General features: G+C 39.7%; 16 protein-coding genes. 13 read left to right on the forward strand and 3 right to left on the reverse strand.

From position 1 onward, the window contains the following. Positions 1–144: 144 nt before the first annotated feature. Positions 145–2,646 carry a S8 family serine peptidase gene (locus tag H4J54_RS06810; RefSeq protein WP_182190159.1) on the reverse strand — a complete coding sequence of 834 codons (2,502 nt, stop codon included), beginning with the start codon at positions 2,644–2,646 and terminating at the stop codon, positions 145–147. A gap of 815 nt (positions 2,647–3,461) precedes the next feature. On the opposite strand from H4J54_RS06810, the gene H4J54_RS06815 reads away from it, so the two are divergent. Genes H4J54_RS06815 through H4J54_RS06830 form a run of 4 tightly spaced genes read left to right on the forward strand, consistent with a single transcriptional unit; the run spans position 3,462 to position 6,641 of the window. Then, positions 3,462–4,916: a curlin gene (locus H4J54_RS06815; RefSeq protein ID WP_182190160.1), complete on the forward strand. Its 1,455-nt coding sequence runs from the start codon at positions 3,462–3,464 to the stop codon at positions 4,914–4,916. Between the two features lie 59 nt (positions 4,917–4,975). Further along, complete coding sequence (locus H4J54_RS06820) at positions 4,976–5,392, forward strand: curli production assembly/transport protein CsgE (RefSeq protein WP_259367159.1); 417 nt, start codon at positions 4,976–4,978, stop codon at positions 5,390–5,392. Positions 5,393–5,434: 42 nt separating this feature from the next. Beyond that, positions 5,435–5,851, forward strand: a complete 417-nt coding sequence (locus H4J54_RS06825) for a curli assembly protein CsgF (protein WP_182190161.1) — start codon at positions 5,435–5,437, stop codon at positions 5,849–5,851. A gap of 4 nt (positions 5,852–5,855) precedes the next feature. Continuing rightward, positions 5,856–6,641 (forward strand): CsgG/HfaB family protein, encoded by a 786-nt coding sequence (locus tag H4J54_RS06830; protein ID WP_182190162.1) that lies wholly within the window; start codon positions 5,856–5,858, stop codon positions 6,639–6,641. 246 nt (positions 6,642–6,887) lie between these two features. On the opposite strand, the gene H4J54_RS06835 is transcribed toward H4J54_RS06830, so the two are convergent. Further along, positions 6,888–7,580: a helix-turn-helix transcriptional regulator gene (locus H4J54_RS06835; protein ID WP_182190163.1), complete on the reverse strand. Its 693-nt coding sequence runs from the start codon at positions 7,578–7,580 to the stop codon at positions 6,888–6,890. 391 nt (positions 7,581–7,971) lie between these two features. Between H4J54_RS06835 and H4J54_RS06840 the strand changes: the two genes are divergently transcribed. The 3 genes from H4J54_RS06840 (at position 7,972) to H4J54_RS06850 (ending at position 10,126) form a co-directional block, all read left to right on the forward strand. Further along, positions 7,972–8,526 (forward strand): elongation factor P hydroxylase, encoded by a 555-nt coding sequence (locus tag H4J54_RS06840; RefSeq protein ID WP_182190164.1) that lies wholly within the window; start codon positions 7,972–7,974, stop codon positions 8,524–8,526. An 87-nt stretch (positions 8,527–8,613) separates the two neighbouring features. Continuing rightward, positions 8,614–9,771, forward strand: coding sequence for an ATP-NAD kinase family protein (locus H4J54_RS06845; RefSeq protein WP_182190165.1), 1,158 nt, complete (start codon positions 8,614–8,616; stop codon positions 9,769–9,771). Positions 9,772–9,853: 82 nt separating this feature from the next. Continuing rightward, the gene (locus H4J54_RS06850) at positions 9,854–10,126 is read left to right on the forward strand and encodes a YfcL family protein (protein WP_182190166.1); all 273 of its coding nucleotides are present in this window, start codon (positions 9,854–9,856) and stop codon (positions 10,124–10,126) included. 109 nt (positions 10,127–10,235) lie between these two features. Here H4J54_RS06850 and mnmC read toward each other — a convergent pair whose 3' ends face one another. Beyond that, positions 10,236–12,251, reverse strand: a complete 2,016-nt coding sequence (mnmC, locus tag H4J54_RS06855; protein ID WP_310650180.1) for a bifunctional tRNA (5-methylaminomethyl-2-thiouridine)(34)-methyltransferase MnmD/FAD-dependent 5-carboxymethylaminomethyl-2-thiouridine(34) oxidoreductase MnmC — start codon at positions 12,249–12,251, stop codon at positions 10,236–10,238. A gap of 170 nt (positions 12,252–12,421) precedes the next feature. On the opposite strand from mnmC, the gene fabB reads away from it, so the two are divergent. The 6 genes from fabB (at position 12,422) to H4J54_RS06885 (ending at position 24,329) form a co-directional block, all read left to right on the forward strand. After that, positions 12,422–13,633 (forward strand): beta-ketoacyl-ACP synthase I, encoded by a 1,212-nt coding sequence (gene fabB / locus H4J54_RS06860; RefSeq protein WP_182190167.1) that lies wholly within the window; start codon positions 12,422–12,424, stop codon positions 13,631–13,633. 452 nt (positions 13,634–14,085) lie between these two features. Continuing rightward, entirely contained in the window at positions 14,086–14,436 is a 351-nt protein-coding gene (locus H4J54_RS06865) for a 5-carboxymethyl-2-hydroxymuconate Delta-isomerase (RefSeq protein WP_182190168.1), read from the forward strand. 49 nt (positions 14,437–14,485) lie between these two features. Beyond that, positions 14,486–15,604, forward strand: a complete 1,119-nt coding sequence (locus H4J54_RS06870) for a 4-phosphoerythronate dehydrogenase (RefSeq protein ID WP_182190169.1) — start codon at positions 14,486–14,488, stop codon at positions 15,602–15,604. A 23-nt stretch (positions 15,605–15,627) separates the two neighbouring features. Then, on the forward strand, positions 15,628–16,653 hold the full coding sequence (locus tag H4J54_RS06875) for an aspartate-semialdehyde dehydrogenase (protein WP_182190170.1): 1,026 nt from the start codon (positions 15,628–15,630) through the stop codon (positions 16,651–16,653). A 451-nt stretch (positions 16,654–17,104) separates the two neighbouring features. After that, a complete protein-coding gene (locus H4J54_RS06880) occupies positions 17,105–21,007 on the forward strand; it encodes a FimV/HubP family polar landmark protein (protein ID WP_182190171.1) in 3,903 nt (1,300 codons plus the stop codon). Between the two features lie 544 nt (positions 21,008–21,551). Continuing rightward, positions 21,552–24,329, forward strand: coding sequence for a hypothetical protein (locus H4J54_RS06885; RefSeq protein ID WP_182190172.1), 2,778 nt, complete (start codon positions 21,552–21,554; stop codon positions 24,327–24,329). Positions 24,330–24,376: the final 47 nt, after the last annotated feature.

Consider the following 24,376-nt stretch of genomic DNA (forward strand, 5'->3'; position numbering starts at 1 on the left):
TTGCCCTGATGCATTTTCTCTGCGCACAACAAGATCACAAATTTAATGAAAGTGGTATGAGTAGATAAATTTTTTAGTTAAAGGGAAAAATAAAAGGGCTTCTAATTTACTTAGAAGCCCTTTTTGCCGTTTAAAAAATAATGCTTAGAAGTTTACGGTTACTTCATTTGAACATGCTGTTGATGCATCGCATATTTGGTAAATAAACTGACTTTCCGTGGTGCGACGTTCGCGGTCACGGTAAATACCTATATTTTCAACCGTATCAATCTTAATACCATTGCGGAAGATATCTACGGTATCCGCTGAACTGCCATCCCATGTAATATCAACACGTAAACGACCTAAACGAGATTTATATGCTCGTTTAACGGCAGCTTCAATATTGGTTGATGAAACAGTAACAATGACAGTTTCACTGCTGCTTAAGCCTTCAGCATCTGTTACGGTAAGCATAACATCATAGTTGCCTGTTTCTGCGAAGGTATGAATAGGGTTTTGTTCGCTCGATACTAAACCATCACCAAAGCTCCAGTTCCAACTCACCATATCGTTATTTCTGTCGGTACTGTTGTCAGTAAAGGTAGCTGTAAGGCCATCAGCTTCATAAGCAAAGCTAACTTCTGGTGCGCTAGGCAGTACTTCACCAATACCTGTAATAGTAATTGCCCAGTTGTTTAATGAGCCCGTATCCGCCGATGCATTATCTGCAACACTCAATATCCAATCGCCTGTTGTTACTTCACCATTGAACGCATCAGAACTAAAGGTTTTGTCAATGTTATCGTCGCTGCCACCTGATGCACTTTGTAACACAGCAGAAGTACCTGCAGGAGAGGTTAACATTACCGTTAAGTCACCAATCCAAGTGTGAGTGATATTGACATAAATATCTGATGCAAATACCGTGAGCTCATCTGCAACATTAATGGCTGAAGTGATGCCGCTAGCATCGTTATCTGGAATGCTAATAACTTCATCATTAGTGTAAGTGAACTCAACCAAACCTTGTGGGTTAACCATTAAGCGAACGTTTGCTGTTTTGACTAGTTCGTCACTGGTTGCTGTTACCGTAAAGTCATACTCACCCCATGGTGTTTCGCTGGTTGTTGGTACAGTCAATTCAAATGTTGTACCTGGTGTTGCTGTGTCAGTTGACAACATCGCGCCAGCAAGTGAGCCAACTAATGTTAAGTTAACTTCACCATCCCATTCAGCAACAGAGCCGATGTCAAAACTATAAGTTGCCGTTTCGCCAGCTTCAATGGTAGTCGAATTGGGTGTCGCTTTAAGCGTAAATCCTGGAGATGGATCTGCGTCAAGTAAAGCGTTATGTATATTCAAGCGTTTTCCCGAAACGGTTTTACCTTCCGTTGCTGGGTTAGCATCACCAGAATTCATTAATAATTCTTTCAACTCGACCGCAGATAACTCAGGATTAACTGATAATACTAATGCCGCAGCACCTGCTACATGTGGTGTAGCCATGGACGTGCCGGTAAAAGAAGAATAGCCGCCACCCGGTACAGTCGACAGGATATTACGCGCAGGAGCGGCAATATCGACTGAGGTTAAACCGTATTGTGATGATGTGTACATAGCGTCAGTATGGTTAGTTCCCGCGACGGCAAAAACGCTGTCGTGATCATAACTTGCCGGGTAGCTAGGGCTAGCATCATTATCATAGCCGCCATTACCTGCCGCTGCGACAAATAAGATATTGGCATCTGAAGTTGCCGTTATTGCGTCATATAACGTTTGGCTAAAACCACCACCACCCCAACTGTTATTTAAGGTACTGATGTCAACGTTATGGTTATTCTTTAAGCCAACAAAATAATCTAGACATGTCAAAGCATCTGAGGTTGAACCACTGCCGGCTGAATCCAAAAACTTACAACCAATAATAGAAACATTGTGGTTAACACCAGCAACCCCTATACCATCATTACCTGTTGCGCCAATGGTGCCCGATACATGAGTACCATGGCCATTGTCATCCATAGGGTCACCACTATTGGTAATAGCGTTAATACCATGAATATCATCAATATAGCCATTGTTATCATTGTCGATGCCATCTCCTGCAATTTCGCCAGGGTTTACCCACATGTTTGCTGCTAAGTCTGGGTGCGTATGATCAACACCCGTGTCGATAACACCCACAATGACATCGCGGCTACCGGTAGAAATATCCCAAGCTTCAGGCGCATCAATATCAGCATCATCTACGCCGCCTGTTTGTCCCGTGTTATGCATGCCCCAAAGTTCATCAAATCGTGCGTCATCTGGAATACCAGCGATGCTGACAATATAGTCAGGTTCTGCATATAAAACTGCTGAGCTTTTGCGTAACTCTTTTAGCGCATTTTTCACTGACATCTTACTATTGAGTGAAAATTTTGCTATGCGGCCTTTATTTAAGTTGCGATATTTATCATCAATTTCGTCATTGTTTAGATCAGAAATTTTAGCCTGAACAAGGTTACGAGCAGCGCGACGGTCAAATTGAGAGGCATGGTTCTTATAGACAACAATAACTGAGTCTGATTTGTAAGTAAGGTTTTTTACTGAACTTAGCTCGATTGATGCATTTGCTAATAATGGCAGTAACGCTAACGTTAAAGCCGATAATTTTGCTTTCATGTTTTGCTCCATATTTTATTTAGTATTGTATTTAGTATGTTATTTACATTCTTCATAGCCCAAAAAACATAGCCGAAAAATAAGCGTTAGGCCGTAGTCCTTTATTTTTAACTTTTTTACTTTCTATGGGTTTACGCAACCTTATTACTTTAATCATAAAAATAGGGCTGTGACTATAAAATTGCAACAAACACGACTTTCTCATTACTATAAAGATGTTTTTCACTACTTTTTTACTACTTTTTTACTACTTTTTGTTGATTGTAATTAGCCTGATAAAACTAGTACTTTTTTAGTGCTTTTTAATTGTTAACATTTTTATATTCAACTTTTCACCTACCTTTTGTTTTTATCTTATTGTTTTTTAATTAATTTATTTAAATAATGAAATAGGGTGATATTTATTGATTGGTAAACGACGTAGTGTTCTTAACGCAACGAAAGAAAGCGAACTGAGCTTTTATTGGCATTGCTGAGGTTAGTAAAGAAAAAGTCTGAAAAGTGCTTTTTTTTGATGGTTTATCTGATGGTATATCTGTTGATGAAATCTGCAAATTTACTAATTTATAGCGCTATGCCAATAAAACCAGTTAAGTGAAGTGAGACAAATAAAGCTAGTACTTTTAAAGCTCACTGCAAAAAAATTTTAATAAAATTACGGGTTTTTTTAATAATAGTATTCGTATTATTTTCAAAACTACTATGGGAATACAAAACGCCACTAACGATAAGACAGATAAGCTGCTTATCTATTCATAATATATATGGGTTAAATTTTTACTCATATTAAACAAAAATAGAAATAGGGATATATTTTGAAACTTAATAAATCATTAATTGCTTGTGCTGTCTTTATGGCACTTGGACTAAACCAAAGCGCTTTTGCTGTTGAAGACACAAAAGTAGAAACTGAAAACACTATTATTCAATCAGATTTAATGGTGAGTGCCTCAGGCAATGTCATTGTGATATCTCAGACCTCTGCTGAAGGTGTTGATCAAGGTAACGAAACGGCTGTTATGCAAGAAGGTGACTTTAACGGTGACAGCTTTACTGTTATTGGTGAAGGCAATGTCACTGAAATTATTCAAGTGGGTAGTGATAACTTAGCTCTTGGTACTTATACCGGTAATAATAATCTGCTGTTCGTTGAACAAGATGGTGATATTAACGAAACCGAGAACAACGTTACAGGTCATGACAACAGTATCGAAGTGACTCAATTAGGTGCCGGTTATTTGGGTATTGGTAACCGTGTGGTTAACCAAGTGCTAGGCGATGGTAATATGGTTGCTATAGATCAAAGTGAGGGGGGGCATTGGGCATTTAATAACGAAATGACCGGGGTTAACAATGATCTCGACATTGTACAAGACGGCGAATGGCAAGAAGCTTATTTCAACAGCGTCGTGGGTGACTTCAATGCGGCTGAAGTCACTCAAGATGGTTATTGGAATGTGGTAAATATTTCAGCGATTGCAGGTAATGCTAACGAATTGGCTATTGAACAAGATGGTGCTCGTAATAAGGTGGCTATTGCCTCAGTTGATGGCGATGAAAATGAAATCTCTATTGATCAAGAAGGTGACCGTAATACTGCTGAATCTGGTGTTTATGCGGGTATAGCTAACTCAACAGATATTATGCAAAACGGTAGTGACAACAGTGCTACTTTTGAAGCTATCGGTGATGATAATGAGTTTAATTACCAGCAAGTAGGTGATGGTAACACGAGTTATATTGGCGCTATTGGTGTTAATAACGAATACTCAACAGTACAAATGGGTAACTTAAATGAAAGCCACGTGGTTAACTTTAACGGTAACGATAATGACATTGACGTGATGCAATCAGGCGATGAAAACGTCGTTATTTTAGAGGCTTCAGCTGGCGATAATGAGTTGACTACCAGCGAAAATGACATTGGAATCGCGCAAACAGGCTTTGCTAACGACGCCGTTGTTATGATGAGTACCATTATCGATAGTAATGTCAATACCATTGATATTGCCCAAAACGGTGAGTTGAACTCATTAGATATTTTAGTTGAAGGTAGTAATCATGACATTGATATTGAGCAAATAGGTAATGAAAACTTAATCACTGGCGAAGGGGGCGAGACTATGTTAATTGGCGGTGCTAATGTCGCTTTTAATGTCAGCCAATTTGGTAATGGTAACATTGTCGAAGGTTCATTTATTAGTGATGGTGGTTCTGTTTCAGTCACACAAGTAGGTGATTGGAATGCGGCAGTCATTGTTCAGCAGTAATTGTTCAGCAATAATTGCTGATATTCTATAAGGTAATAAGGGGCTTAAGGCCCCTTTGTATGTCTCATTATATGTCTAAATATATCTGCTTATGTATTATGGTAACACTCTCCTTGTTATCTACTCCTATGTCTTACGCCACTAACGAAGTCGAAGAAGTCGAAATTGGTGGCCTATTACTTGATAACACTAAGAGTCGTTCAGGCCATGATTTTTATTTTCAATTTTCTCAGTTATGGCGTGATATACCCAATACGCAAGGCATAAATGCGCAATTAATTGAGCAAATTGTGCCGATGGCGGGTACTAAACTTAGCTTATTACTCAATGGTCGCATTATTTATGTTACTTATTTTGGCCGTCGTCAATCACCCGTTAAAGATAAAGTGGAGCAAGCTATATTTATCTTGATTGATGCTATGGCGGAAACTCAATATAACCAAAACAGTATAGATATGGCTGGCAGTGGTTGGTAGCAATGGTTGGTAGCAGTGGTTGATAATTAAAAGGTAGTAGTAATGAAGAAATCAATTGTAGTCTTGGTGGTTTATCTTAGCTTAAGTCATTATGCGTTAAGTACAGAATTAGTTTACACACCCATTAACCCCAGTTTTGGAGGTAGCGCGTCAAACGGTGGTTTTTTGTTAAGTAAAGCGCAAGCGCAAAATAAAAATAAAGCAACACGGAGTGAAAAAAGCTTTGAAGAAAAAGTATCAGACGCATTGGAGCGCGCAACCCTCAGTGATATTGTCAGTAAATATAAAGATACGGTCTTAGGTGAAAACACCGACATAGATATTGGTGAAGACGAGAGCTTTATTAGTGGTGACTATCAAATTGATATTTTATCTGCGAACAGTGACACTATTACGATAGAAATTACTGATTTGTTGACGGGAAAAATAACAATAATTGAAATACCGAAGTTTGGATGAAGAAATGAAAAAAATTATAATCGTGAGTCTTGTCAGTTTATTGTCGGCCTGTAGTGTTCTGGATAACGCGAGTAACTTATTTCCGCCAGAGCAATCGTTAGCAACAAAAATGGCGCCACTTGAAAGCTTTAAAGAACTAAAGTCGCTGCCTAAGCCCAAAGGTGCCATACCTGTGTCGGTATATTCTTATCGTGACCAAACAGGGCAATACAAACCACAAGCGAATGTCAGTTCATTTTCTACTGCGGTAACGCAAGGAGCAACGTCTATTCTGATGCAAGCATTAAGTGATTCGGACTGGTTCTTGCCGGTAGAGCGTGAAGGTCTACAGAATGTATTAACTGAGCGAAAAATTACTCGTGCGGCAAATCAAGCAAGTAAAGGCACAAAAAATATTGAATTACCTCCTTTGACCACAGCTAAAATACTACTTGAAGGCGGTATTATCAGCTATGACTCTAATACTAAAACGGGTGGTTTTGGTGCGGAATATTTTGGTATTGGTGCTTCAGAGCTTTATCGTGAAGATCAGATCACTGTGTATTTACGTGCGGTTGATGTTCGAACTGGACAAGTTTTGGTCTCGGTATCCACTAATAAAAAGGTCTTGAGTCAAGAAGTACGAGCTGGATTTTTTCGTTATGTCAGCTTTAAGCGTTTAGCTGAAGCTGAAGGTGGTTTTAGTCAAAATGAACCTATGCATGTTTGTGTGCAACAAGCGATTGAAAAAGCTATTACGGAATTGGTGGTGAAAGGCATTAAGCGCAAAGTCTGGCGAGCTGATACTTAGTTGATGTCTGATACATAGTTGATGTAAGGATGTAAGGATGTAAGGATGTAAGTTTGTATTTGATTTTTTCTTATTAAGTTTTAAAGGTGTAAACACATTTAGCACTGGGCACACGGGATAAAAAAAGCTAGTGATAATCACTGGCTTTTTTATTTTTTATTTTTTATTTCTCGTGATGAAATTTGTAAACATATGGGATGACAGGACAGTCTGTATTTTAAAAACTCAGGTTATTAATTCAGGTTATTAATTTAGGGTACCTGTATAACTTTGTGTTCGACTAATCAGCTCAATACGATTTCGTGAGCTGGTTTTTCGAAAAATACTGTAGAGGTGTGTTTTTACCGTATTGGGGCTAATGTGGAGCTGATCTGCTATTTCTTTATTTTGAGCGCCTCTAGAAACTAAGCCGATGATGGTTTTTTCTCGCTTGGTTAACGTAGGAAAAATGGTATCCGTGTCTTCATCAAGAAGTTTAGTCTGCTGAGTTTTTTTGTTTCTTAATAAGTCGTTAACGGCTTTGTTCATGGTTGTGCGTTTAAACCAAGACTCTTCTTTCATAATAGCCTCAAAACCTTTTAATATGATGTCTGGTCGATCCTTGGTATAAAACACCCCTTTTACGTTTGACAGTAAGGCCGTTTTCTCACAGGTTACTCCATCGGTAGCATTGAAAAGTATGGTGTTATTATTGGCGGCAAGCGCTGTAATATTAGTAGGTAACCCTTTTCCTATTTGGTAAGCAAATAAGTCGATCAGCAGAAATTGATATGAAAGTAATTGCGATTTATCAGGAAGTTTATTCCCTATATCAAGATTGATATCACAGGCTTTGATTAAGCCAGTAAAGCGGTTGAGCAGTGTTAAGTGAGATTCTCCCATTATATCAACTGTTGAAGTCAGTATAAACGCACGTAGTTTTGTCATATCCGTTGACATAATTAATTCTCCGAATTGCTAACCAAAATTGTAAAATTCACTCGCTAAAATGTATACTAACATAGTGATGATATATACTGTCCGGCTGAAATATAGTGGTGAATTAGTGATAATTTACGTTTTTTAATTCACGTTTTTTTAATTCACGTCTTAAAGCCAATCTTTTTATTTTTAATTATATATTTACATTAATTTTACAATCAATAAGATACGCCGTTAGTTCATCTATGTCTAGCTTAGAACTGTTTTGTTTTTAGCTGTTTTGTTTTTTAGCTTTTCTGGGTGAGATGCAGGCATGACTTGCCTGATTTATTAGGCTAACTTATGCCATACAGTTATGCCATACTTGGCGTAATAGTCATTAATAACTCACTTAATATACTTGGCTTTCATGAAACATTGTTTTAATAATTTAATCTGCATTTTTGAAGACACTTTTAAAGAAAAATATAATACTCGATTAATAAAAGGCGATGGTGAACCGCTCTATTTACCTCTTGATGATAAATGTTCATATCATCAGATTATTTTTGCTCATGGCTATTACGCTAGTGCCTTACATGAGATTTCTCATTGGTGCTTGGCAGGGGCTTCGCGGCGATTATTAGAAGACTTTGGCTATTGGTATATTCCTGATGGTCGTGATCAAAGCCAACAACAAGCATTTGAGCAAGTAGAGATTAAACCGCAGGCCATTGAATGGGCGTTATGTGTCGCTACAGGAAAAGCCTTTGATGTTTCTAGCGATAATTTGCTGGGTAACGGCGAAACTGACCGAGTGGTGTTTAAAGCTAAGGTATACCAACAAGTGCTTGCCTATCTTGAATACGGTTTTCCTAACGATGCAGCAACATTTATTATCGCTTTAACAACCTATTATCAAACGCCTTGGCCTTTAGTCTCTGAGCATTTTAAATTTTCGGACCCTGAATGCTTTTCAACCTAAGGTCATTAAAATTAGAATTAAAATTAAAATCCTCCGAAGAATAAGTGTCTTTGCAATAAATGTATGGAAAATTTATGAGATTAATTAATGAAACAATTTAAATTAGGCTTAGTCATTAATCCTATTGCGGGTATCGGTGGTAGTGTGGCATTAAAAGGTAGCGATGGTATTGGTATTGCAGAACAAGCGATTGCACTTGGCGCTACGGCAAAGTCAAACACTAGAGCATCGCTGGCGTTAGAAATATTGCTCCCTTACAAAGAAAATATCATTATTTATACCGCTGCTGGCGATATGGGCGAGCATACCGCTAAAGCGTTAGGCTTTAACACCCAAGTGGTATATAGGTTTGAAGATAGGCTTGAACATAAGCTTGAAGATAGGCATACCACAGAGCTTGATACTGAGCAGGCAGTTAGCGCATTAATCACTAAAGATATTGATTTACTGTTATTTGCTGGCGGTGATGGCACTGCACGTAATGTCTGCCATATTGTTGAAGACAAGTTTCCGGTATTGGGCATTCCCGCAGGTTGCAAAATTCATTCAGGTGTTTATGCTATTACGCCTAAAGCCGCTGGGCGAGTGGTCGAATTGATGATAACGAATCAATTAGTGAGCTTAACCGACGCTGATGTTATGGATATTGATGAAAGTTTATTTCGCCAAGGCATAGTAAAAGCAAAGCGCTTTGGTGAAATGCAAGTACCATCAGAGTTACGTTATATTCAAGCGGTTAAATCCGGTGGTGTCGAGTCGGATGAGTTGGTGTTACAAGATATTGCCGCGGATGTTATCGCTAAAATGGATGACGAGCTATTTATTATTGGCTCAGGCTCTACCACGGCTTTTGTTATGGAAGAGTTGGCGCTTGACAATACTTTACTGGGCGTTGATGCGATAAGCGAGCAAGCCTTAATTGCCAGTGATTTGACTGAACCTCAGCTTTGGCAGTTAATTCAGCCTTATGCACAAGGTAAAGTTAAACTGCTTATTACCTTAATTGGTGGTCAAGGTCATATATTTGGCCGCGGTAATCAACAATTGAGCCCACGTGTTATTCGCGCTATAGGTAAAGAAAATATTATTATTATCGCAACAAAAGCAAAATTGAATGCGCTGGCAGCTAGGCCTTTAATTGCTGACACCGGTGACAGCGAACTCGATAGGGTTTTGTCATGCTATTTGCCGGTTATCACAGGTTATAATGACCAAGTATTATACCCGGTTGCTAGCCCGCAATAATCAATAGCTCTCCCGAAAAACTGTAAATATATTAAACATAGGCGAAGTTGAAAAACGAGTCTACATGAATTTGGAATTAAGTATGCAATTTGAAAACCTTACCGCGTTATATCACTTTTTAGATGAACAAGTTACACAAGATGTCAGCGGCGATGAACTATTTGCCGGGAGTTATTTAAGAGGATTTATTAGTTTAGCGGGCAGTGAATATGGCGATGAGTCACAAGTGTTAACGCAAACGTTAGCGATAAATATTAGTGAGAAGTTACAGCTTGCTCGTACTGAGCTTACGCCACAAGATCACCAAATTGTACAAGATTATTGGCTAGGATTAAAAACGGCTTTTACCGCGTGATTTTTACAGGCTAAGTTTTACAGCGTAAGTTTTATTGCTGTCAGTTTGAAAGAAAAGCAGCTTTTCATGTTGAATTAGCTGCTTTTTTTTTAGATTTTAGCCGGTAAAACTAATCGAACTTACGACGAATAATGTCTCGAATAACAAAGCGATTTGGCGCCAGGTTAAATAACTGTTCATTATCTAGAGGATAGGGTGTACCACAAATATCAGCGGTTAAAATATCGGCCAATAAGGGCGCAGTGCAAAGTCCTCGCGCACCTAATCCCGTCAACATATATAGATTTTCAATCACGGGTGCTTGTTGATGATAGCGCCAACGTTTGTCTTTACTTAAGTGCGGGAATTGCTGCTTATGGCCAGCAATGTCTGGCATAGCACCTACCATGGGCAAGTGATCCGGCGTCATACAACGTAAGCGCGCTTTGCTACTGAAAATATCTGTACTTTGCCATTGTGTTAAACCCGGTAAGCATTTATCTAGCATAGCAAGATTAAATTGGTCTTCTTCGGCTTTGTTGTCGATATCAAAGCTGTGCTTTTGAAACGTGGCCCCGATGCAGTGCAGGTTTTTATTCGCCGGTGTTAAATAACCTTTATGGCAAATAACAGTCGCTAGTTTGGCAATTTTTTCATTACTGGTCATATTACTGACTTGGCCACGTACCGAGGTTAAGGGTAATTGCTCAATCAGGTTTAAGGGTATGCCTTGGGCGCCGCCACAATAGATAATAACATTGGCTGGATAATTATCCGTATCGCTGTGTAGTACCCATTTTCCTTGAGCTTGTTGGCTAATTTTATTAATTTTACAACCGGTTTCAATGCGCAGGCGATGACTTAATTCAGCTGCCTTAAATATTTGCTTTACCAGTTGAGCAGGGGCTATCCAGCCCGCTTTAGGGAAGAATAGCCCGCCATGTTCAAGGGCTATGTCTGCTAATGCGCTAGCTTGGTTTTTATCAACACTATGAATTAAGTTTTTTGGCCAAACACTAGAGTCTGCTATATGTTGCTGACGCAATGCTAACGCGGGTTTATAAGATATTTCTAACAGGCCGCACCAGTCGTGATCAAAGTGAAATCCTTGCTCGTTGATACTTTTATAATAAGTGACTGCTTGCTCAAAAGCTCGTTGATAAAATAGGCTAATATCATCGGCTTTTTGATGAATAAGTGGGTATAGTGCGGCAATATTATTACTTGATGCACCTTGAGCAACACTGAAGTCTTGGCAATATACCGTTACTTTAACCCCAGCTTTTGTTAAGGCATAAGCGGCACATGCTGACGCTATACCACCACCGATAATGCTGACATGTTGCGGTTTATTCACTATAGGGCGTTGCTGATAACCTTTGCCTGAAAGAGGATTTTGCTGAAACACAGCGCTAAGCATTTCATTTTTTTTACCTATAGCAGGGCGTTTTTCAACCCGAAAACCGGCAGAAACCAGTTGGCGTTTAACTTTTCCTGATACCGTAAAGGTGGCTAACGTTGCTTGCTCGTTTGATAAGCGTGTGATTTGCTTAAAAAGCGCTTCGTGCCACATTTCAGGGTTTTTGGCGGGTGAAAAACCATCAAGGAACCAAGCGTCAACCTGTGTGGAAAGCTGCACGGCTTTCTCGTTTCCTAGCTGAGCTAAACCTTGGGTGGCATCGTTAAATATTAGTTGCAGTGTGACTGAACCCTTAAGAAAACTTAGCGTAATATCTTTATCAAAACGTTCAGGATATTGGGTAATAAGTTGCTGACTATATTCTTTAAGTTGCGGAAAAACTGCTAACGATTGTGCCAGTTGCTGTTTTGATAAGGGATATTTTTCCACACTAATAAAGTGCAAAGCACTCACTTTAGCTGGCGCTGCATTTTGCTCGTGAGCGGTTGATTTTATTTGGTCAAATACCGCTAGGGTTAATAAAAAATTTAATCCCGTACCAAAACCTGTTTCAGCAATGACAAATTTTTCTGGGTACTGGGCTAGTCTTGCTTTAAGATTATTGCCATCAATAAAAATACATTCACTTTGGCTAGTGCCATGGTTTATATCAAAATAGATATCTTCAAACTGGCTTGAATAAGGTGAACCGTCAGCCTTAAAGGTAATTTTTGTTTGAACAATCACAATATTAACGTCTTCCGTTGGAGGTGAAAAAAGGTTATTTTATTTATTATTACAAAATACTGGTATAAAATGAAAACATTCAGTGTACAAGTGTACGCTGGACAGACCAGTATAGGGGGCAAAAGTATGTATGATACGCCCAGATTTTTTAATTGAATATGGTTATTAATATGAAACGTGTAGTTATCACCGGATTAGGTATTGTATCAAGTATTGGTAATGATACAGAAGAAGTATTAGCGTCGTTAAAAGCAGGGCGTTCAGGTATTACCCGTTCTGAAAGTTTTGCTGAAATGGGTTTGCGTAGTCAAGTTTGGGGCAAACCTGACATTGAAGTAAAAGATTACATTGACCGTAAAGCCTTACGCTTTATGGGTGAAGCTTCAGCTTTTGCTTACATAGCCATGGATCAAGCGATTAAAGATTCAAAATTAACACCAGATGAAGTTTCAAATTTCCGCACAGGCATTGTGGCGGGCTCTGGTGGTGCTTCTTCAGAAAACGTCGTTAAATCAGCTGACATACTGCGTGAAAAAGGCGTTAAACGTGTTGGGCCTTATGCGGTACCAAAAACTATGTCGAGCACCATTTCTGCCTGTTTGGCCACACCGTTTAAAATTTTAGGCGTTAACTATTCAATTAGTTCGGCTTGTGCTACCAGTGCGCATTGTATTGGTCACGCGGCTGAGCTGATTCAATTAGGTAAGCAAGATGTGGTATTTGCTGGTGGCGGTGAAGAAGTTCATTGGTCATTAGCTATGATGTTTGACGGCATGGGCGCGTTATCTTCTAAATACAATGATACACCTGAGCTAGCTTCACGCACCTATGATGCAGACCGTGACGGTTTTGTTATTTCAGGTGGCGGCGGTATGGTTGTTGTTGAAGAGCTTGAGCACGCCTTAGCGCGTGGCGCACATATTTACGCTGAGATTGTGGGTTACGGTGCCACATCAGACGGCTTTGATATGGTGGCGCCAAGTGGTGAAGGCGCTATTCGTTGTATGCAACAAGCCATGCAGGGTGTTGACGCGAAAGTTGATTATTTAAATACCCATGGCACCTCTACGCCAGTAGGTGATGTTAAAGAGCTTGGTGCGATTCAAGCGGTATTTGGTGATGATTCTCCAGCCATTAGTGCCACTAAAGCCATGACAGGTCATGCTTTGGGTGCCGCTGGTGTTCATGAAGCGATATTTTCATTATTGATGATGGAACATAGCTTTGTTGCGCCATCTATTAATATCAATACCTTAGATGAAAAAGCTGAAGGCTTAGACATAGTTACCGAAAAGCGTGATATGGAGCTGAACTTAGTGATGTCAAACAGCTTTGGTTTTGGTGGCACTAACGCCACACTGGTTATGCAAAAGTATAAATAAAACCGCGTTAATTGGCTTTTAGCCCAAACTGTTTATCAAGCCGCTAATTTTAGCGGCTTTTTTATCTTCAGTACTTTTTATCTTCAGGACAATGGCATGGTGCGATCACATGACCGCTCTTAGACATCCCGCTTTTTAGGTATGAGTACCTCTTTGTATGTTGAAGCATAGTTAGCTTTTATGCTTGCGAAAAAAGCTAAGTCACGATATCGATGGCTGCACAGCATTAATAGTGCTTGGTCATTACTCCTACATTACACCTACACTAAACCTACACTAGTCCGACATTAGCCTAGTGACCTAGATCTATGTCAGCATATATAACTTGCTAAAATAGATTTAAGCCTAAAGTATTAGAAAATTGGCTAAATAACCTAGCCATCGATATTCTTTTTAGCTTAGATTTTCGTTACAATAGCTATCTTGTCTGTTATTAATTGTGTCTGCCTATTATGCCTCATTGTATTGTTGAGTATTCTGCAAAAATTATTGAAAGTTTACCCGTAGAACAGCTAATGCATGCTGTTTATAAAGGTGTAAACCAAAGTGAATTATTTACGGCAGCTGATATTAAAGTTCGAGCATGTGCTTATGATGACTTTTATCTGCCGGGTGCTGAGCAAGTCTTTGTCCATGTTAATTTAAAAATATTATCAGGGCGTGATTTATCACAGCGTAAAAACCTGACTGACAGTGTTAGCAATCAACTTGAACGCTTGGGTATTGAAGAGGCGGTCATTACGGTTGAAGTAACAAAAATTGAAAAAGAAAGTTATATTAAGAAAGTCACATTAACGGCGTAATACCCTGTCGTCATGCTTTTATGACTTTCTGATGAATTGGAAACGCTAAATGAATATTTTTTATGATGAAAATATGCCGTTTGCGGCGGAATTTTTTGCTGATTTAGGTGTGTTAACACCATTTTCTGGCCGCGATTTGTCGGCAGCAGATATCAGTGATGCTGACGTGTTATTAGTGCGTTCAATCACTAAAGTCAATGAAGCCTTGTTGCAAGATAATAAAAATTTAAGTTTTGTCGGTACAGCAACCATTGGCGTTGATCATATAGATCAAGACTATTTAGCCGAACGAGGGGTTAACTTTTATTCTGCACCGGGTTGCAATGCCGTGTCTGTCGCTGAATATGTCCTGAGTGCCCTAGTCGTATTAGCGGAGCGATATTTAATCACCTTATCAGGGTTAACCGTCGGTATTGTTGGCGCAGGTAATACCGGTTCAAGGTTAAGTGAGAAGTTAACGGCTTTAAATATTAAGCATGTTTTATGTGACCCTTTACTCGCTGAAAATTCAGCGGATAAACGAAATTTTGTTGAGCTTGAGCAAGCGTTAAATTGCGACGTGGTTTCGCTACACGTGCCGTTAACTCGCACCGGCCCACATGCCACTTATCATTTATTGGATGCCGGCCGATTAGCTCAATTTAAAGCTAACCAAATATTGATTAATGCTTGTCGGGGTGAAGTTATCGACAATGCCGCTTTATTGAAAATCAAGCAGCAAGGACATACGTTAAAGCTGGTACTGGATGTGTGGGAAAATGAACCTAAGATATTATCCGCTTTAATCGCGTATTGTGACATTAGCACCGCGCATATTGCTGGTTATAGCTTAGAAGGAAAAGCTCGTGGCACAGAAATTCTCTATCGGGCATTATGTCGCCAACTAGATATTTTGCCAAATAAGCAGCTGGCTGACTTTTTACCGATATCGGCAATTGGCACTATTGAAATTAAACAAGAATTTGATGAAATACTGTTAAACCAGCTAGTAAAAATGGTATACGATGTTAGGCGTGACGATGCAATTTTTCGTCAACAAATTAAACTTCAAGGATTTGACCATATTCGTAAAACTTACCCGACTCGCCGGGAGTTTTCGTCAATAACCGTCAACTTGAATAACGCGTTGAGTTTAGATGTGCCACATCAGCTTGGCTTTAATAAATAAACTGGATAAAAAGAGAGAGGAACATGGCACAGAAATTTGATGTTTGCGTACTAGGGGCAACGGGTTTAGTTGGTAAAACAATTATTGAAATACTAGAACAGCGCGACTTTCCCATTAATAAGCTCTACCCATTAGCGAGCGCTCGTTCAGCGGGTGAATTTATTGACTTTAAGGGTGAGAGTATTGAAGTTTTAGATGCCGACAATTTTGATTGGAGCCAAGCACAAATTGGTTTCTTCTCGGCTGGCGGTGAAATATCGGCAAAGTATGCGCCAATAGCGGCTAATGATGGCTGTATTGTTATCGATAATACCTCTGAGTTTCGCTATGACGCTGATATTCCATTAGTCGTACCGGAAGTTAATCCACAAGCACTAGCTGAATATCGTAACCGCAATATTATTGCTAACCCGAATTGTTCAACCATTCAAATGATGGTGGCATTAAAGCCTATCTATGATGCCGTAGGTATTTCACGGGTAAATGTTTGTACTTATCAGTCAGTTTCAGGTGGTGGTAAAGCCGCTATGGACGAGTTAGCCAAGCAAACTGCGGACTTACTGTGTGGCAAACCGGTAGAGCCGAAAAATTTCTCTCGTCAAATTGCTTTTAATGTTATTCCACAAATTGACGTATTTCTTGAAAATGGTTATACCAAAGAAGAAATGAAAATGGTTTGGGAAACCCAGAAAATATTGGGCGACGATAGTGTCATGGTTAACCCAACAGCTGTGCGTGTACCGGTATTTTTTGGTCACGGTGAATCATTACATATTGAAACCAACTCACCCATTTCAGCTGAAGAAGTCAAAGAGTTACTGAGCAAAGCGCCAGGTATAGTGGTTTGTCACAAAGATGAAGACTTTCCAACGCAAATTACTGATGCTAGCGGTAAAGATGAAACTTTTGTTGGTCGTATTCGTGAAGACATTAGCCACAACAGTGGTATTAATATGTGGATAGTTGCCGATAACGTACGTAAAGGTGCCGCAACAAACAGCGTTCAAATTGCTGAGTTATTAATTAAAGATCACCTTAGCGAGTATTAAGCGCTAAGTAACTAAGTAATAGCTTTACTAAAGAAACTTGAAAACCCGTCGTTATCATAAACGTCGGGTTTTTTGTTTTTATAGTATACCCATTTGATTAAATAAGTGATGAGCTTTTCATCAGGAAAAATAGCTAAATACCAGGCATAAAATTTAGTCAGTAGTTATTCACCTTATAAATTTTATAACGCCGTAGTTTTTCATTTTAAGCCTTAAAAATGAACAGGTAGTCAATCAACCTGATATTACAACTTGGTATTATTTAACTTTTATTAAATTAACGATAAGATAAGCATTGTCGCGTTAATTTGATAATATAGTGAAAATTAACGAGCATTTATCCAATTACCTAGCAGCAATGATTAAGAACTGGAATAATTTTTGCTTTAAAACTTCATAGCTGGGTCCCGTCATTGTATTGGCGCATAATTATTATAAATAGGAAATTTTAATGCAAACATTGTTACGCCTGTGCCTATGGCAGGTACTTATTATTAGCATTAGCTGTTTTAGTCTGCCTATTTCTGCTGACGACGGTATACGTATTCGTGGCCCACAATCGACAGATGCTTTTCCTTATGACCGTTATGGCCCGATTGTAGGCAAAGATACGTTATGGAATATTGCGCTGCAAGTGCGGCCAGACTCAGGTTTGTCTGTTTATCAAGTGATGCAAGCACTGTATGAAAACAATCCTGACTCTTTTAAAGATAAAAATTTAAATCACATGATTAGTGGCCAGTATTTAAAAATCCCCTCAATTGCAGCAATGAGAGCCATTAATCCTGAAGGCGCACAACAAAAATCACTTAGTGATGATAAAGCTTGGCAAAAGAAAATGCTGAAAGTAGCCCCTAACAAAGTGCGGTCGTCAGAAGAAACCTCGGTGAATAAAAAAGACTTAGATGATGCTAAATCAGAAATCAATGTGCAGTTACAAGCGATAGACAGTTCTCAACAGCAAAGATTCGCCACTATTCAAAATGATGTTTTAGACTCAATCGATGGCTTACAAAGTCTATTAAAAGAAAATGAAGCATTACGTCAACGCCTTACTAGCTTTACTGACCAACTGGGTGTTATGCAGGACGAAGTCGCTAAAAGCAAAGAAATAAAAGTGCAGATGGACGATATGATCTCACTGCAACAAGCTTTACTGGCAAAAGCTGAAGCTAGAGAGCAAGCTTTATTATTAGAAAAACAAAAAGCTGATCTCGAAGAAGGTAGCTTGATGTCAAGTACCTGGTTTGTTGTGTTAATGGCAACCTTACCCGCCATATTAGTGTTGTTATTTTTAACTTTTTTATACCGACGTAAAGCAAATGGCGAAAATGTTGTGCCTACAACAAAAGACAAAATCGTTGAACCGACAACTAAACCGACAAATGAGCAAGAGCCTAAAACTGTAGACGATGAATTAGCGCTTGATGAACTGTCACTCGACGATGAGTTATCAATAGATTTATCAGAGAATGATGAAGATCATGCTGATTTATTTTCCGATGACTTAGACGATTTAGACAAGATCGAAGATTTAGACGATTTAGACGAGCTCGAAGATGTTTCTGTAGACAATGAATCGGAAACTATTGCTTTAGATGATGAAATTGTTGAAGGTGAAGCCTTAGACGGTGGTCAGTTAGACCAAGGCGATTTAGACTCCTTGTTTGCAGGATTAGAAGACGAACCCAGTACGGACGATGATACTAAGCTTGATTCAGACCAAATTGATCAAAGTGAATTAGATAATATATTGGCTGAGAGTGCTGAAAGTACGAAAAGTGAGCCAACAGCAAGTGACAAGACTGAAACCCTGAGCGAGCCAGAAGATGTTGACGCTTTGTTGGATACCGCCAGTGAAAATATGAGTGAAGTATCAGAACCTGAAAATACGGCACCAGAAGAGACAAGTGAAGTATCAAGTACTGATGACATTGATGCATTAGAAGACTCAATAAATGATGAAAGTGATACGTCAGCAGCCAATAACCCAAAAGTTGAAGAGACTGCAGTAGAAGAGACTAATGAGGTATCAGACCCCGATGATATTGATGCACTGCTAGACTCGATAAATGACGAAAGTGATACATCAGCAGCCAATAACCCAACAGTGCAAGAGACTGCAGCAGCAGAGACTAACGAGGTATCAGACCCCGAAGATATTGATGCACTGCTAGACTCGATAAATGACGAAGGTGATACATCAGCAGCCAATAACCCAACAGTGGAAGAGACTGCAGCAGAGACTAATGAGGTATCAGACCCCGATGATATTGATGCACTGCTAGACTCGATAAATGACGAAGGTGACACATCAGCAGCCAATAACCCAAAAGTGCAAGAAACTGCAGCAGAAGAGACTAATGAAGTATCAGACCCCGATGATATTGATGCACTGCTAGACTCGATAAATGATGAAAGTGATACGTCAGCAGCCAATAACCCAAAAGTGGAAGAGACTGCAGTAGAAGAGACTAATGAAGTATCAGACCCCGATGATATTGATGCACTGCTAGACTCGATAAATGATGAAAGTGATACATCAGCAGCCAATAACCCAAAAGTGGAAGAGACTGCAGCAGAAGAGACTAATGAGGTATCAGACCCTGAAGATATTGATGCACTGGTAGACTCGATAAATGATGAAAGTGATACGTCAGCAGCCAATAACCAAAAAGTAGAAGAGACTACAGCACAAGAGAATAATGAGATATCAGACCCCGATGATATTGATGCCTTGTTAGATGCAATAAATGACACGGGTGCAGATGCTAGCAGTGAACTATCAGACCCTGATGATATTGATGCCTTGTTAGATGCAATAAATGACACGGGTGCAGAAGATAGTAGTGAAATATCAGACCCTGATGATATTGATGCCTTGTTAGACGCAATAAATGATACAGGTGAAGAAGCTAGCAGTGAAATATCAGCCCCTGATGATATTGATGCCTTGTTAGACGCAATAAATGATACAGGTGAAGAAGATAGTAATGAAATATCAGCCCCTGATGATATTGATGCCTTGTTAGACGCAATAAATGACACGGGTGAAGAAGATAGCAGTGAATTATCAGACCCTGATGATATTGATGCCTTGTTAGATGCAATAAATGATACGGGCGAAGATGCTAGCAGTGAAGCATCAGACCCTGATGCAACAGCAACAACAAGTAATCCGGCTACAGCATTAGCAAGTGAGGATATCAGTAATGACGATATTGATACTTCAGCTCCATCAGATAATGAAAATAGAGCACTGATTAATAATTTTACTGATGAATATGTGCAATCCTTTTTAGATACTGACTTTAGTGAACAAACGAATGAAAGTATTGAAGAAGTAGAGGTTGTTGAGCCGCAAATAAATACAAATACAGAGAGTCAAACTGACACAGAGAGTCAAACTGAAAATTCAACGGCCAACAGCGAAGAAATTTCAGATGATTTTGATTTCGATATTGACACTCTGATTGATGAAGTCAATCAAACTCCTGAAGCGAGTGACGCACCATTAGATATTGGTGATGATATTCTTGATACTAGACTATTTGATAAAGAATCTGATAGCGAATTGGCGAGTGATTTACTCAGTGAAGACACTGAAAATAAAGTGGCAGAGCAAGCTAGCCGTACTACTGACGAAGAAGATTTTTCAGCATTATCTGGCGACTTTGACGAATCAACTTTAGCAAACTTGCTCAATGATGAAAAAGATAGTGGTGATAGGGTGGAACTATCACCAGATTTTACGAATAGCGATGTCTTAGCTGATTTACTCTCTGGTAATGAAAACAGCGCACCGAGTGCTGCTAAAAACACTACAAAGAGCAACGCTGAAGAAGTTAATGGTATGAAAGAGCTTGATAACTTAGATTTTGATGACTTATTGGCGAATATTGAAGAAGAAAGTAGTCCACCTGCCAGTGATGATGTTGATGCCAATGATGACTTTGACATAGGTGACGACTTTGACATAGGTGATGACCTAGAGACAGTTGAGGAAGATAAAGCGCTAGCAAAAGATAAATCGGATAACAAAACTGCAGATAAAGATTTTATTTCTGTAGATTCTTTGTTATTCAATAGTCTATCAGATGGTGAGCCAAGTGAACCTTATGAAAAAATGAATATTGATGTTGGTCTGAATGAATTTCCTGAATTTTCAGGTGATCTCAGCGAAGACGATATTGATGATGACAATGGTATTGTGGCAAAATTAGATTTGGCTAAGGTGTATATTGAGATGGGTGATGACGAGAACGCCGAAGTGATTTTACTTGATGTTATTAAACAGGGTGATGCACCACAACAATCTGATGCACAGCAATTATTAGACAAGCTAAAAGACTAACTAAGATATAGCATTTTAGCTTGGGTAAAAAGGCTGCAATTTGCAGCCTTTTTTGATCCTTTTATCGGCAGAGCCACGGCTTCAATAGCAGGCATATAGCCGTTTACACTCTGATTTAACGTTCTGATTTAAAGTTCTGATCTTAAAGCTCTTATCTTAAAACTCATGAGGAAACTAATCATGATGCCAATTGATAAACTATATGAATGTACACAGCAGAGCAACTAAGTCAAAACCCTACTGATATTAATCCACTGGTACCCTGGAATGTAAAACTTGGTGAGGTGTCGATTGCCAGACGCTCACCATTAAGTAACCAATAAATTGATTGAATGACCCTATAACAGCTCCTGGTGAGCTATATTTTTCCGTTCCTTTGTGTTCCGTTCAGCCGTTATTTATTCGCTTTCCTCTTTGACAGTCACATTGCTGTCACATTAAGTACACAAAAATAACGTATTGCTGTCATTTATCAACCGTACGATAGCCAAAATAATTTATTGACACTTAAATTTTTCAACTACTTTCTACGGAGCACAGCTAGATGCACATAAAAAACCTATTCAAAATAAGTACCATTGCAGGCGCGCTAATATTAACCGGTTGTGGTGGAGATATTAATTTATCATCCGATGTTGATAATTCTGCTGGAGACAGTGTTATCAATAATCCAGCGCCAAGCACCCCTATTGATATGGCTTTACCTGGCAAAACTAACTCAGCCTTGAGTGGTCAAGTTTCTCAAGTCATTGGTTTTGATGTTAATGTACAAACCTTAGATGGTGACATTAGCGAAGATATGACGCTTGTTGCCTCTGCCAATGGTGCACCGGTTTTTTATGCGATTAGTGGTCCACTAGAGGTGAATGCGGGCGCCACCTTAACTATCGAGCCAGGGGTAGTATTATTTGGTCAGTCAGGTGGTGATTATTTAGTTGTGCATCGCGACGCAAAAATTGATGCCAGCGGCACAAGTACAAAACCTATTATCTTTACCTCACTGCAAGATGTTATCGGCGAATCAACCGCCGCTGGTCAATGGGGTGGTTTAGTTTTGTTAGGTAATGCACCAACCAATAAATGTCCAACGGATGGCAGCGCGTGTTCATTGCAAGTTGAAGGCGCTAAAGAAGGCGCGGTATTTGGTGGTACTGACTGGGAAGACAATTCAGGTATATTAAAATATGTAGTCGTAAAATATGCTGGCTATGAAATTGCCCCAGATAACGAATTAAACGGTATCACTTTTGGTGGTGTTGGTTCAGGCACCAGAGTTGATTACGTGCAAGTGCACTCAAACGCGGATGACGGGGTTGAGTTTTTTGGTGGTGCAGTGCAAGTTAAACATTTAGTGTTAACTGCCAACCAAGACGATAGCATCGACTGGGATAATGGTTTTCGGGGTAAAATTCAGTTTGCTTATATTGAACAAGACAAAAATTCAGGCCCAGGCAACCGTGGCATTGAAGCAGATAACAACGGCTCACATCCTGATATTGAACCACAGTCTAATCCAACGTTAGCAAATTTAACTATTGTTGGTAATAATTTCAAAGGCACAGCAAACGACTCTGAAGGTATTTATTTACGCGAAGGTACAGCAGCAAAAATATTCAATACTGTGGTTACTGGCCCAAGCGAGATGGGTGAATGTTTAGAATTTGAAGGCGGCAGCACCTCATCGGTGACTGTTGATAATGCCAATAGCGCCAAAATAGTCATGCAAAACGTGGTGATGGCTTGTAACAACGGTGAAAACTTTAAAAACTCAAAAGCAGCCGACGGTTCGGTGCTGTTAGACCTTGAAGCTTGGTTCTCGGCTGAGTCTTCAAACAGTATCAGTACCTCAATCTTGTTAGATGAAAGCGGTCAGCCTGATAGTAATTCACCCTTAGTGGGGGCGGGTCAAAATGTAGCAAACACCCAAGACGGATTTTTTGACTCAGTTGATTTCATTGGCGCAATATCAAGCACTAATGATTGGCGTCAAGGCTGGGCATTTGGTTTTGGTGGTGGCGTAGTTACCGCCGCAGCCGAAGTTCAAGGTTGTCCAACAGGTACTAGCGCCATTTCTCCTATCGACGGTGTCACGACCACCTGTCAACTTACCGGTCACCTTACTGCGGATTTAACCTTAACGGCGAAAAATATTTACGCATTAAATGGTCCAGTATTTGTGGGTAACGACAAAGCGGATTCTGCGGTATTAACCATAGAAGCAGGTACGACACTTTATGGCCGTTCAGGTGCGGATTATTTAGTAGTAAGCCGTGATTCAAAAATTCAAGCCAACGGCAGTCAAAGCAAGCCCATCACCTTCACTTCAAGTGAAGACCTCAAAGGCGAAGCGACATCAGCCGGGCAATGGGGCGGTTTAGTCTTGTTAGGTAATGCTCAATCCAATAAGTGTCCTACCGATGGCAGTGCCTGTTCATTACAAGTGGAAGGTGCTGAAGAAGGTGCGGTATTTGGCGGCAGCGATGACAGCGACAGCTCGGGCACCTTACGTTATGTAGTGGTTAACCACGCGGGTTATGAAATTGCGCCAGATAACGAATTGAACGGTATCACCTTTGGTGGTGTGGGCTCAGGCACAACAGTTGAATACGTGCAAGTTAATGACAATGCTGACGATGGTGTTGAATTCTTCGGTGGCACAGTTAATGCGAAATACTTAGTATTAACCTCAAACCAAGATGATGCTTTGGACTGGGATAATGGTTTTCGCGGTAATCTGCAATATGTCTTGGTAAAAGCAAATCCAGACAATGGCCCAGCAAACCGTGCTATTGAAGCGGATAACGATGGTTCAAATCCAAGTAAGCTGCCACAGTCTAACCCAACGATCGCCAATATGACTATTATCGGCAATAACTATCAAGGTACGTCGAGTGACTCTGAAGGGGTTTATTTACGCGAAGGCACTAAAGCTCAGCTTTTTAACTTTGTGGTAACTGGTACAGCAGATATGGGTGAGTGTTTTGAAATTGAAGGTGGCAATACCTCTTCAGTGACGGTTGACCAAGCCGTTGCGGGCGAAACCGTGATTGCTAACTCAGTATTTGCCTGTAGCGAGAATTTCAAAAATGCAAAAGCGGCCGATGGCTCAGTGTTATTAAACACTAGTGATTGGGTATTAAACAGTAATGCTGATAACAGTACCGCCGCGAGTATGACCGATGTGGTTAACGGTATCTTTACCACAGATACTACAACGGCTAAAGATTTTACCGGTCATGCGTTCTTCAATAATGCCAGCCATATAGGTGCGGTTACTGCTGACAACGATTGGACTCAAGGATGGACTGTAGGTTTAGAATAAGTTGTTAATAATCTAAACATTGCCGCTAACAGACTTGTTGGCGGCAA

The sequence above is a fragment of the Colwellia sp. MB3u-8 genome, assembly GCF_014076985.1.
Lineage (GTDB): Bacteria > Pseudomonadota > Gammaproteobacteria > Enterobacterales > Alteromonadaceae > Cognaticolwellia.